General features: G+C 44.7%; 6 protein-coding genes. 4 read left to right on the forward strand and 2 right to left on the reverse strand.

The window, feature by feature from the left end:
• Window position 1: 1 nt before the first annotated feature.
• From POV27_RS14465 to POV27_RS14480, 4 genes are read left to right on the forward strand one after another with little or no spacing between them, the layout of a single operon-like run.
• On the forward strand, window positions 2–2,104 hold the full coding sequence (locus tag POV27_RS14465) for a cytochrome P450 (RefSeq protein WP_272863501.1): 2,103 nt from the start codon (window positions 2–4) through the stop codon (window positions 2,102–2,104).
• 8 nt (window positions 2,105–2,112) lie between these two features.
• Window positions 2,113–3,360, forward strand: coding sequence for a hypothetical protein (locus POV27_RS14470; protein WP_272863502.1), 1,248 nt, complete (start codon window positions 2,113–2,115; stop codon window positions 3,358–3,360).
• Window positions 3,361–3,372: 12 nt separating this feature from the next.
• On the forward strand, window positions 3,373–4,794 hold the full coding sequence (locus POV27_RS14475; protein WP_272863503.1) for a Dyp-type peroxidase: 1,422 nt from the start codon (window positions 3,373–3,375) through the stop codon (window positions 4,792–4,794).
• A gap of 10 nt (window positions 4,795–4,804) precedes the next feature.
• Window positions 4,805–5,671 carry a patatin-like phospholipase family protein gene (locus tag POV27_RS14480; protein WP_272863504.1) on the forward strand — a complete coding sequence of 289 codons (867 nt, stop codon included), beginning with the start codon at window positions 4,805–4,807 and terminating at the stop codon, window positions 5,669–5,671.
• Here POV27_RS14480 and pbpC read toward each other — a convergent pair.
• Both pbpC and POV27_RS14490 read right to left on the reverse strand, forming a co-directional pair.
• A complete protein-coding gene (gene pbpC, locus POV27_RS14485) occupies window positions 5,668–7,971 on the reverse strand; it encodes a penicillin-binding protein 1C (protein ID WP_272863505.1) in 2,304 nt (767 codons plus the stop codon). The two genes, POV27_RS14480 and pbpC, sit on opposite strands and share 4 nt — an antisense overlap.
• A 68-nt stretch (window positions 7,972–8,039) precedes the next feature.
• Window positions 8,040–13,604: an alpha-2-macroglobulin family protein gene (locus POV27_RS14490; protein WP_272863506.1), complete on the reverse strand. Its 5,565-nt coding sequence runs from the start codon at window positions 13,602–13,604 to the stop codon at window positions 8,040–8,042.
• Window positions 13,605–13,814: the final 210 nt, after the last annotated feature.

Consider the following 13,814-nt stretch of genomic DNA (forward strand, 5'->3'; position numbering starts at 1 on the left):
TATGAGCAAACTGACCCAACCAAAATTTGTTACGGATTACTACTACGACCGAAGAGTACCTACCCTAGCATGCAATAGCGTGAATGGAGAAGGAGAGATTGCTCGATGGGTGATGGACCTACATCAAATTCTTCGTGTGAATAACAATCACAGCCCGCAACTTTCAGTCGGAGCATTAGAAAAAATGACCAAGGATAGTACCGCCAAAGATGCCCCTGTATTGTGCATGACCGATGTGACTTTGTATACGGCCGAAAGCATCATTCGGCATTACGATTCGGATGTGGATGAAGTACAGAAGTTGTTCCCTATAAAAGATACGCAGCGACTAAATGAGGTGGAAGATCTGTATGGTCTGTTCACCGGACCCCTTCAGAAAGCTGTACTGCAATACTTTTATTCTGAATTATTCAGCTCTAAAAAGAATGCGCTTTCCCTTATGACTAAGGGAGTACCTGCCAGTGAAAGTTCCAAATGGAAAATGGAATACGGTTCGCTTAAGAAAAAGCTGTTTCAGCAGTTTGGAATAGGAGATCAAGATTCGGTGGTGTTTTTGGTGGAAGTTCAGAAGATATTTACCCAAGTAAACGATCTTCTGAAGGACGGTAGACGATACCTTACAGGTGATTCAATTTCGGCGGCCGATGTTGCCTTCGCAGCTTGTGCGGCCCCGGTACTGCTACCGGTGGAATTCCAAGGATCCTTGCCAAAATTCAATGAGATTTCCGAAGAGCTTCGTCAAGAGATCATGGATTTAAGAGCGACTCCTGCCGGACAGTTTGCCTTGCATTTATACCAAGAAGATAGGCCTATCAATTTGGATTTGGGCGCACCTCCCAAATATCCGAATGCCTTTAAACGAGGATTGAATAAACTACTCATTAAACTGACCAGCAATCAAGGAAAGGTATTTTACTTCCTTCAGAAACGATTCCCGGTATTGAGAATCGGGGTCGCCAAAATTGCCGCGGTAAGCCGCCATGATTTGGTGGTTGAGGTATTGGATAGGGACTTGGATTTTACCATTAAGGAAATCAATGCCAAAAAGATGGCCAACCAAAAAGGAACTTTCTTTTTGGGAATGGACCGCAACAATCCACAATTTGATCGTGAGCGGAATTACGTTCGTGCCGCTACCCATAAAGATGATTTGGAAATGATCCGCAAATACGTGCGCGAACATGCGGATGCCATTTGCGAACGGGTACAATCCTATGGAAAACTTGATGTGGTACAGACCCTTAATTATAATGTGCTTCTCGGTCTTTTGGGATATTACTTCGGGGTGCCGGCTCCCGTAGATTCTCAAATGAAACGTTGGCAACGCACCATGTTCTACGATTTGTTCCTAAACTTCACCAACAATCCAGAAAAGCATCATGCGGCTGTCCAATCGGGCAAGGAACGCACGGCTTGGGTACGAGGGCTTATTTCAGAAAGAAAACAAGCCTTGGCCAATGGACAGGAAATCGATGACAACTTGTTGAATCGCCTCATTAAGATGCAACAACAAGAGGAATATAACTGGGTAGATGATGATACCATACGACGAAATATTGGTGGATTGCTCACCGGAATTCAGGAAACGACCAGTAAAGCGGTGATCTATGCCTTACAGGAACTATTTAAACGACCAGAAGTGTTGAAAGGAGCCATTGAAGCTTCTAAAGCAAGGGATATGGATACGGTAAAAGGATATGTGTATGAGGCCTTGCGATTTAATCCTGTACAACCAGGAGTGCTCCGTTTTTCGGAAACGAAACAAATCCTAAAAGGGGCTGGCAAGAAAACATACACCATTAAAGGTAATAGAAGAATCATGGCATTAACCTCTGGGGCCATGTTCGATCCAGTAACCTTTCCAGAACCCAAGAAGTTTAAACACGATCGTAATTCGCGCTACATGAATTGGGGTTTCGCCCTGCACGAATGTTATGGAAAATACATTAATAGCGTTACGATTCCGGAATTGGTTACGGCCGTTCTTAGGTTGGAAAACGTTTCCCTTTCCAAAGGCACTTTGGGAAGAGGTTCGGGCTTAACGATGGGTCCTTTCCCCAATAACTACGTCGTTACTTTCAATAAGAAAACTACCACAAACTAACCAAACGTATGAGTACAAAACAGAATGCGGTCTCACTTCAAATTCCGCTTAAACCCGATAAGGTAGCTGAGGTTACCGAATTGTTGAATACTGGAGGGAATCCTGCCCTAAAGCAGACCTTTTTCTCCTTCAAGAAAATGCCCACGGTACACTTTGCAAGATGGATCGTCGTACCGGCTGGAAAAGGGATCGACCCCAGCTTGGTTTATGCGGGTAATATAGATGGCGATAAGCAACAGCATTTAAAAGACTTGGTAGATCATTTAGGGGATGACTTGGATCAGATTTTTAAGTATTGCCAAGGATATCCAGATGGAGGCGATACAGACACTGGGAATCGTTTGGCATTTTTGAAAAAACATGCCATTCCAACCCAAGGTTTCTATGTAGGTGCACCCAACAGAACGGTGCAGCAAATCCATCAGGAAGGGGAGTTGTACGATGCCCTTCGCACCTTTGTGAAAGATAACGGAAGTCAATGGAAAAACTCCAAAGAAGCCTACACAGCAATTAAAGGCTTCGTTGGAAGTGATCCGAAATGGGATTGGGCAAGAAAGCCCTATCATACCCCGAAAGTGAATATTCTAGCCACGGCCTTTTTGGCATTACTCTTATTGGTATTGCTTCCTGTGCTCATTATATTCATCATATTGATTCATTTCTTCTACGAACTTCGTGCGAAACCCTTTGGGAAGACCCAAAGTCAGATTCCGTTGGAGCATTTGGCTGCTTTGAAAGATCAGGAAGATATCATATATCAGAACCAATTGTCTCAAGTATTTGAGTTGAAAGGAGGACTTCGGAAGTTAGGATTGAAGTTTTTCCTGTGGGCTACCAGTTGGGGTGCCCGAAATACGTTTGTAATGGGACAGTTGATGGGGACACCCACCATTCATTTTGCTCGTTGGGTGATTATAGATGGAGGAAAGCGTTTTGTATTCTTCAGTAATTTCGATGGTAGCTTCGACGAATACCTTGGGGATTTCGTGGACAACAATGGATGGGGACTTAACGCTATATACGGAGCGGCCAAGGGCTACCCAAGAACCTTCTTCATGTTTGGACGTGGATCCTACCGAATTGCGGAATTCATGGGTTGGGGTCGATTGACCCAAGTACCTACACCCATTTGGTATTCAGCCTATCCATGGGATGGATTACAGCAGATCGTAGACCGATCCAAATTACGGATGGAGTTGTTCAATTCTGGTGAGTTGAACGATGCCCAGATCAAACAAATGCTTCGTAGAATCTAAAGACACATCAAAATGGCCATTATAGCGAATCCAAAAACAATCGATTTAAAAGACGTCCAGGGTATGATTACCCGAGGCTATGGTAAATTATATGAAACGGCTTATTTTTTACTGAAGGTAGAAGATGCAAGTAAAGCCAAGGAGTGGATGAAAGAGGTGATTCCCCTAATAGATTCCGCTGACGTTTCAGATCATTCCGAAAAAACCATTCACTTAGCATTTACGCCCGATGGGCTTTCTGCTTTGGGGATGAGTAAAGAAAATGTGGAAGCATTTCCAGTGCCCTTTCGGGAAGGGATTTCTACTCCGGACCGAAACAGGATTTTAGGGGATTGGGGTGAAAACAATCCTGAGAAGTGGCGATGGGGAGGACACCAAGAGAACTTCCATATTCTTATGATTTTCCACGCCAAGGACAAGGAGAGCATTGCTTCTTTCCTTGCAGAAGAGAAAGATCGCCTTCAAAAGAATGGCGGGCTTTCACTCACACGAGAAATGCGGGGGTATCTGCGTCCAGATAATAAAGAAGCCTTTGGCTTCCATGATGGAATCTCCCAACCTGTAATTAAGGGATCTGGGAGACCGGGTCCTGAGAACGATATTATTCAAACTGGAGAATTCTTGATGGGATACAAGAACGAGCACGATCAATTTCCATTTTCTCCTTTATTGTTAAAAGAAGAAGGGAATACCTCCTTGTTGCATGACGATGCTGCGGGCTCTGGTAAGAAGGATTTGGGGCATAACGGAACCTTTATGGTATTCCGCCAAATGCAACAACATGTAGATGAGTTTTGGGATTATATGGAGCAGAATTCCTTAAATCCCGATGGTTCGCCCAATGAGGAAGCTAAGATAAAATTGGCTGCCAAATGTGTGGGCCGATGGCCGAGTGGAGCTTCTTTGGTCAATTTCCCTGATAAAGATCCCGGTGGGGATTTGGAGAACGATGATTTTGGGTATGCAGACAAGGATCCCGAAGGACTTCGTTGTCCCTACGGTTCACATTTAAGAAGAAACAACCCACGGGACGCGTTCCGTTGGTACGATAAGAAACAATCCTTGAAGATTACCCGTCGCCATAGGATCATCCGTCGTGGAAGAACCTATGAGTTACCTCCCGAAAATGGATCGGACCAAGGTGAAATCGGATTGCATTTCATTTGCTTTAATGCGAATATCGAATTGCAATTTGAATTCATTCAACATGCTTGGGCCAACAACAACCAAATGCGGCACTTGCACAATGATATCGATGTCATTATTGGAGTGCCCGACGAATTGAATCCCAAGGGAGAACATAGTGGATTTACCATTCAGGCAGAACCCGTAAATCAGTTCATCGATAATTGGAAACGCTTTGTAACCATACGAGGAGGTGAGTATTTCTTCTTCCCGTCCATTTCAGTCATTAATTATTTAACCACCCTATAATCTAATATTCATGAGAACCATTGAAAGTGTAGTTTTTAAAGGCGGCGGCGTACTGGGCATGGCCTATGCTGGAGCCATCGAAGCCTTGGAAGAACAAGGTATACTTCAGAAAGTGCAACGGTCTGCCGGAACCTCGGCGGGATCGGTCGTAGCCCTTATGGTGGCTTTGGGGTACAATTCTGCAGAGATTAAAAAGGTGGTAAATGAAACCAACTTCAACGACTTTGAAGATCATTGGAATCCCTTGCGCGTAGCCACAAAATATGGACTGTATAAAGGAGATTTTTTATTGAAATGGATTCAAGGAATCGTGGCCGAAAAGGCGGATAAAAACATTACTTATGGGGAGATGAAAGCGAAAGGCTTCAAGGAACTAAAGGTTTTTGCAACGAATTTGAACACGCAGTTGGCACAAGAGTTTTCTGCCGAAGAAACCCCGGATGTAAAATTGGCCGAAAGTGTACGCGCCTCTATGTCCATTCCTCTATTTTTCGCTGCTTGGCAATTTCCTCATGGCAAACCCAACAATCACATTTATGTAGATGGGGGAGTGTTATACAATTATCCCATCAATGCATATGACTTGGATACCACCCTTGGATTTTTCCTGCATGACAAACACGATTTGAGCGGTTCCGATTTGGAATATGATCACCTATTGAATTATGTAGGGTCCCTGTTTCAAACGCTGCTAAAGGCTCAAGAGATCGATTTTGAGGCCAGTGAAGAAGAAACCGAGGTGTCCATTTTAATAGATGACTTCGGAATTTCGGCCACCAATTTCAGTATTGATGATGAACAGAAAACGAAGCTGTTCAATTCTGGGAAAGAAGCCACGCTAAATTATATTCAGAAGAATAAAGCGGGCCAATCTTAGGAAGCATTGGCAATCACAATACGTTGCTTTACCTCATTGCCTTCCTCATCTACTGCGGTTAAGATATATTCACCCGGTAATGGGGTAAACGCCCATTCGTGAAAGGTTTGGGTGGTACCCAAAAAGGTGTCATTCAAATACCAATAGACACGGGTTTCAGGGGACCGGTGAGCCAATTGAAGCACAATTTCATTCACTTGGGTATCAAAGTCCTTGGCGAGTAAAATGGTCTCGTTGGCCTTTGGGAAAATGAATTCCATCACCTTTTCGCCCTCCCGTAAGCAATCCAATTTAAAGGGAGGAAGTGGACGGTATTCGGGATGTGCATGGGTGTAATAATACTCCTGAACAGGGGATAGACTGAACCATTGTTTCTGTTTCATTTCAGATAAATCATAGCAGGAGGAATTTACTTGATAGCGCTCTGAAGCATCCACAAAAATCTGTTTGTGATAAGGACAGGGCTCAGTTCGGATGCCTTTTTCCGGAATGAAATCCGTTTCTACATGATCGCAAAATATTCCTGCCAAGTGACCACTTTTGGTGCAAACTTCCGTTTCAAGTAAAGCATCGTATGGTATAGCAAATCCTTCACTTTTTGGCAGCGCGTCGAAGACATCGAATAACAAAGGTGCAGCAGCCTGGATTCCTGTTAGCCCTGGACGACCTTCTCCATCGGCATTTCCAACCCAAACGCCTACCGCATATTTGGGTGTTACCCCAACGGCCCAAGCATCCTTAAAACCGAAACTAGTTCCAGTTTTCCAAGCGATGGATTGGGAATTGGTAAAATGCTGCCAGTTTTCTTCTCCCTCGGGCCGATTCAACCCTTTTAAGGCTTCAAAGGTTTTATAGATACTTCCTGCATCGAAAACAACGGGTTGAAATTGTTCTTCACCAAATGAAACCCCCTCATCCTTTATAAAAGTAGGCGTTGAAAACTCAAATTCACGGTAGGTACTCGAGGCATCGTTGAAATGGTTGAGACTACTCGCCATTCCTGCATACGCTTGGGTAATCTCCCAGAGCGAACTTTCGGCACCTCCTAGAATAAGCGATAAACCATAGTAATGAGGGGATTTATTGATCTGTTTCAGATTTATTTCTTGAAGCCGTTGATAGAACCGCTCCAATCCGTATTGCTGAAGGCTCCGAACCGCTGGGATATTCAGGGAACGGGACAGGGCTTCATCCGCCGGGACAGCACCATCGAAACGATTGTTGAAGTTTTTGGGACTGTATCCATTAATGGTTGTAGGAACATCCGTCATTAAGGTTTTTGGGAGCAGGTCTCCACCTTCTAATGCCGCCGCATATAGGAAAGGTTTTAGGATACTTCCTGTACTTCGGGGTTTGTCGACTATATCCACGAAACGATTGTTCTCCTTATCGGTGGGAGCATTGCCAATATAAGCCAATACTTCCCGTGTATTCACATCCAGAATAAGTACGGCTAGATTGTGAATCTCGTTTTGTTTCAATTGGTAATGATGATCGGTACTAATGCGATTTACCTTTTGTTGTAAGTTCGCTTCGACGGTCGTACTGATTCGTTCTCCCGGAGATGCGCTTCTTATCTTTTCCAAAAGATGAGGCGCTAACTGTGGAAGTGGCATGGGTTTTCCAGGAAGGGCTTCTTCCAATGCCAATTCGTAGGTCGTGGCATCTATGATTTCATTTTCATGAAGCTTCAACAGGAGACGATCTCTTTTGGCTCTTAATAGTTCTTCATTCTTGCCGGGAAAGATGAGCGAAGGGGCATTAGGCAGTACCGCTAATGATGCGCTTTGCCCCCAACTCAACTCACTGGAGGGAATTCCAAAATATCGCCATGAAGCCGTTTCCAAGCCCACCACATTTCCCCCGAATGGTGCATATGACGCATAAAAATTCAATATCTCTTCTTTAGAGTAACCCGCTTCCAATCGGGTAGCCATAAAGAGTTCGATGGCCTTTTCAAAATAGCTACGTTCTTTATTCTTTCGGGCCAATCGGATTACCTGTTGGGTCAACGTACTTCCACCCCGACGGGTTTCTGTGGTCATGTTCTGCCACAGTGCCTTGGCCATAGAAACCGGGTTAAAGCCAGGGTGTGTATAGAAGTACTCATCTTCAAAATGGATAATGCTTTGTTCGAACCGATAGGGAATGCTATCCATCGCTGGGAAACGCCATTGGCCATCATTGGCAATGCGCGCTCCTAACAAGACACCTTCCCTACTTTCTACCACCGTAGAGGTTGGATTCTGGAAAAGCGGTTTAGGCAAACAGAACAGCCATACCACAAACAGTACACTCATAAAACCAACTTTGATTTTATGCCGTTTCATTTTAGCAATAATATGTCTGCAGATGGCTTTCATCAGTTTTACTGTTCTACGGTGACCCAAATCCCTCGATTCCTAGCATAGAAATTATTGTCGTACATGGCTTCTACCTGGGTTCCTGGTAGGTAATAGGTTCCCAAATAGGAAGCGTTCAATTTTACATCGAAAGTTTTCGACTTGCCTGCTTTCAGATCGAAATAAAAGTTAACACGATCATCACGTATATCCGTATACCTTGCCGATCCTGTAGCACCACCGCCCAATTCGGTAAAGCTAGTGTTTACAATTTCCCAACCACTGGGGAATATCTTCGTAAGGGCAATATTGTCTACATAATCAATAGAGGTGTTGGTCACCACCACACGAGCAATAATTTCGGTTCCCTGGCGGAGTGTTTTCACATCCAATGGAGCACCAGATTTGTCCTTGTAAGAGGCACTTATGGTCAAATTCTTGCGATCTGCCAATTCCTCACCTAAGGGTAACTTTCCTTTTTGTGTAATGGTGGCATAGATCACGTTCCCTTTCTTATTGGTGACGGTGATATTATTGGCTCCCATTCGGATATCCAGATCCCGTTGGGCAATGGCACGGTCTGTTTTTACGTCCGTGGTTTTTCCATTTTGTGTAAAGGAAACTTCTAGATCCTTTCCTCCATTTTTCTGAACCATCTTCGCCATGGCCAATAACCCATAGGCCGTAGATTGTGTGCTATGCCAACGGTTTGAAGCCAATTCCTTGGCTACCGAAGCAGCCATATCCCTTTGCTTGGCATCTCCCAAAATGACCAGGGTCTCTAGCGCCATGGCTTTGTTTCGGAAAGGAGAACCGTAGGTACGATAATCATAGCGTTGGGGAACGAAACTGATGTTGGCCGTTTGTGCCATTTGCTGTGCTACATTCTTTTTACCTGCCAGAGCATAGGCGGCAGCCAAGCGCCATTTGGCATCATTACTCAAATTACCAGACTCACGTAGGCGGTTCATAGCAGCCAATTCTGGTTGTCCCGCCAGTGCCAAAGTATACAGACGATAGGCTTGTGTAAGACTGGAATTGTATCGCGTACTCGTACTGCGCCATTGTCTTGCGGTATTCTTTTGATAGGTCAACCAATTGCCCAAGAAAGTAATGGGTAAAACATATCCTTTTTGCTTGGCTTCGAGCATGAAATGCCCTGCATAATTGGTACCCCAATCATCGGCCTCCCGTTCTCCGGGCCAATAGGAAAGTCCACCACCAGCAATTTGAAAGCTTGACAATCTGCGAATGGCAGCTTCCACATTTTCGGTGATTTCTTTTTTCTTATTGAAGGTGATATCAAAGATTTCATCCAAAAATAATTGTGGGAACGCGCCCGACGTGGTTTGTTCAATACATCCATGTGGATAGCGAATGAGATATTCCATCCGTCTATCGAAATCCATGGGAGGTAAGGTGGAAAATTCGATCGTGGCTGCATTGGTTCCAGCTACCCCATAGGTTTCAAAAGTCATGGTTGTGGTAGCATTGGCTTCGATTTCTTCCAAAGTCGTTTTATGTGAAATAGGATTCGGATTTTCCACATCGATCTCTACTTGGTAACTCGCACTTTCTCCACTTCCAGAGGCGGTTACTTCTATGGTCTGGAATTCGGTCGCGGGTAGTACTTCAAAATCGAAATTCACGATTTGCTCTCCGATATCGGAGAAGGAGATTTGTTTGGAAGTAGCTCCCACCGGTTTCAAGGCATCACCCACTTTCACCGAGATCTGTGCATTTTTCACCTTTTTCTCCATCGCAAATACCGTTACGGGTAAGGTTACTTTTTCTCCTGGGGATAATTTTCTGGGCAGCGAAGCCAAGACCATCAAAGGTTTACGAACGGGAGTGGTCTTGTCGGTCTTACCGTAGGCTCCCTTATCGTTGTCACCCGCAATTACCATGGTTCGTACCGAGCCTACATAATTGGGCATGGTAAGGGTGTGTTCGGCCTTACCACCACCTTTTAATTGAAAGGGACCTATGTATCGAACCACAGGTTTAAAGCGGTCCGCTTTTCGGTTCTTGGCACCTGCGGCATCACCGCCACCTCCAATCGCATAAATATTATTCACACTTCCCGAATAAGCTCCAATGACATCGTCGAAAATATCGAAGGTTTTTACCCCAAGGGCCTCCCGGGTATAGAAGGCTTCGTGAATCTTAGGTGTAGCGAAACGTGTTAGATCCAATAGTCCTTCATCTACCACAGCCAAGGTATAGGTCATGGGTTGATTGTTCTTTTCGGAAACACGAACCGTAAATCGTTCTTCGGGTTTCAGTACATCGGGCATTTCCAGCTCTGGCTCTAAAATTGTTTTGGGGTCCTTTACCTCAACAGGAACTACCCCATACAAACGAATGGGAAGATCGTTTTGTGTTTGTGCGTGCGGTTGTAGCAAGGAGACATTAATAAATACATTGGGTGTCATTTCCTTGGTGATGGGTAGTCGTACTTCTGTTTCCCCTTTTTTTGTGGTTACCCATTGGGTAGACAATACTTCAGTGCCATTTTCTATACTAACCAGAGCACGGCCTTCACTTCCAGAAGGGAAGGTAACGGTCGCTTTGTCTCCCACGTTATAGGTTTCCTTATCGGCAGAGAACACCAACATTTTCGAGCTTTCTGGATCGCTGTCGCCAGGCCGCTTCCACCAATTTCTGTAGAAATACGCCACTTGACCCGTAGCATGTCCTGAAGCTTTATCCTTTACTCGAATAAGGTAACGTCCTCCTTCTCTTTCGGGAATATTGACGTTGAAGGAAGCCTTTCCATTGCCTTGGGTGGTCACTATAAAATTTTGAACGGGACGATGTACCCTTGCATTTTCATAACGTGAAAGATTATCGTACCCACGGCTCCACCACCAACGCCATTCAATTTTGAAAATCTCTACTTCCAGCGCTCTTCCCCCAGAAGCATCTCCTTGTGCATCTACAGTGACGATATCGAATTCGTTGTTCTCATCGGTATAGAAGGAACCGTACCGTTTGGGTTCTGGTGAGCGGAGCCCCACAAAGTGGGAGTAAGGGGCCAAACTTTTGGTAAATACATCCAAAGAGAAGTCCCCGCCGCCTTCATACACTTTGGTGAGGAACGTAGCTTGCAACATGCCCGGAGCCTTGTCACTGATGTCGAATTTTTCAGAAAAAGAGGTCGTTCCTTCCTCCGAAAGGGTAGCAGTAAGTACTGGGAATTCTACTTCATCGAATGAGCGAACGGGATCCGTGAAATTGAATCGATCGTATTGTTTGAATGCCGAACGTTGGGATCGCAGGGTGGCTTCCATTTCAATCTTAAGATTTCTGGCAGGCGCACCATGCAGCCATTGTGCCTGAGCTGTTCCTTGTATCGCTTTGCTTGCGTCTAGGATTTCGTCTTCAAAGTCGATATTAAGTTTTAGGCGGTTGGGCTTAATGGTGGCCACTTTAAGACCTTTTCCAAAGTTGGCCCCTCCCACTTTTACGGTAGCATTCCAATTACCCGTGGGAGCACTGACCTCTGTCCCAATTGGGAAATAATAGAAACCATTACTGCCTCCATGGTTCTGCACTTCACGGTGCACCAATTTACCCCTGGCATCCTTCACCTCCAAGGTCACAGGATGATCTTTAGGCAATGGATTGGCATTGTCATTTAATACAAAGGTAAGATGGATGCTATCCCCTGGACGGTGCACGCCTCTCTCGGTATACAAGAACCCTTTTAATCCTTTTTGAAGGGTTTTTCCAGAAACATCGAATTTACTTAAGGAAAGAGCATTACCGTCTTCCAACTTGGCATAGGCGTAATTACTGCCTTTTTCCGCCACGGCAAATGCCAAATTCTTTTCACTATCGAAAATGGCCAACCCCTCATTATCTGTGGAAACAGTTCCCAGTAATTGCTGCTGATAATTGTACAGCTTTATCTGGGTGTTCGGTTGTGGTTGGGTCGTGAGGAGATTAGTCACGGCGAAGTGATAGGATTTGTTGTTCCCTTTCTTTACGATCATCCCCAAGTCGCTTCCCAATACATTGGTACTTACCACGCGATCTTCATGATAGTAGGCTTCATGGCATGGATTGTCACGCTGCCTCCAGTTGTAAGGATATCGTCGGTAATAGTAGGTCTCATTGTCCCAGTAACGTTCTTCGAGTTCATCTTCTTCGGTATTATCGGCCGAGTATTCGCTTTCCTCCTCGTAATAATAGTCTTCTTCGTACTCCTCTTCGGCACCATCACCCTGCCCTACATCACTACAATTATAGGTGGTATATTCTTTTTTGAAACTCAGCTCTACGCGATATAATGATCCGGGGTCCGCGGAAAAATATTCGGATAGGTTAATACCATAAGCTTTCCAAAGTCCGTCGTTGCCTATGCTTTTGTCTTCCAGATCAATGGTCTTCTTGGCAATACGCCTTCCCACCGCCTTCATATTGTAAATACTGGAATTGTTGAGGTTAGTTGACTGCAGGAATTGTAGCATATTATTTTCGAACACCTTAACAATGCGTACATCCACTTTAGAAAGGTTCACCGCCTTGAAATAAATAGGGGTGCTTTCGGCATTGGGAAGAATGGTTCCTTTGGAAATTAACTGAATTTCGGGCTTCAATTGTTCGAAGGAAATCAATTCTGAAAATTCCCGTTTCAGTCCGAAATTATCGGTGTTCTTAATACCGTTGAACACTGTAACGCGAACATTGCCCCGAATGGTGTTTGAAGGGTATACGTGCAATGTATTGCCATCTACTTCGAACCGAAGGTTCTCCGCTTTTTCTATGGTGACCAATCCGGCAAAATCCTGTTGGGCGATGAGCGGATCACTGAAATTGATCGAAAGACTGGCACTGGGAGCCGCTACGCTTTTCACATCGACTACCTTAAAATTATTCTGTCCAGGAATGGCGAAAGTGTTGTTTCCCTTAAAGTCACTTTTAATGGGTTTCCCATCCCAACTAATTTCTATTTCTGAATCTTCGACCGCTCGCTGAATGCTATCTATGGTAAAGTTGAAGAATTTTGAAGCTCCATCCTCCTGTGCCCACTTTAAGGCAAGGTCCTTCCCGTTTTGAGTCACCTTCACCAACCGCTTGGCCTTCTCCAGATCGACCAAATCGCTGGTTTCAATATGTCCATCGAGGTATTGCCATTGTTTGGAATACGATTGAAGGGCCCCCACATCGACCGAGAAGTTGGGCGCTATGGTTTTAAAGGCGAAGGTATAGGTTCGGAATTCCTTGGGAATATCCTCGTATAGTTTATGAAGCAATACGGAAACGCTGTATTCGGTATCGGGTTCCAAGTATTCGTCGGGCTGAAAGACAAGGGTTCTTCCGTTTTCAATGAGAAGTTTTCCCTTCACGCCAGGACTAATTTTGAAGTAATCGGCAGAAAGTTCGGTATCCATTTCGAACTGTTCTACAGGCTTAAGGAGCTGAACGACTATGGCATCGCCAATGCTTCTATTGCCATAGGTGTTCGAGACAATGTAGTCCTTGAACTTGAATAGGTTGTCTATTTCGGAAGGTTGGGTTTTGTCGCCGCATGCGGAAAGGATCATGAGCGCGATTAGGGCGGTTAGGCGGAAGAACTGCTTCATAATGATGGCTTTAGATTATGCCCACGATGGCTGCAAAGAGGGCATAGAAATTAAAAATACAATAAATCTTCTAGCGAAGGAGGGATTTCGCCAAGGGTATATGAAAAGATAACCGAACCTTAAAAAGGATTTTCTCGGCAATCGAGTTCATATGTCATCTAAAGCAAGGAGGGAATTTTGTCGGATAACGGACAGCATTCCCTTTTTGGT

The sequence above is a fragment of the Aureisphaera galaxeae genome (assembly GCF_028561275.1).
Lineage (GTDB): Bacteria > Bacteroidota > Bacteroidia > Flavobacteriales > Flavobacteriaceae > Aureisphaera > Aureisphaera galaxeae.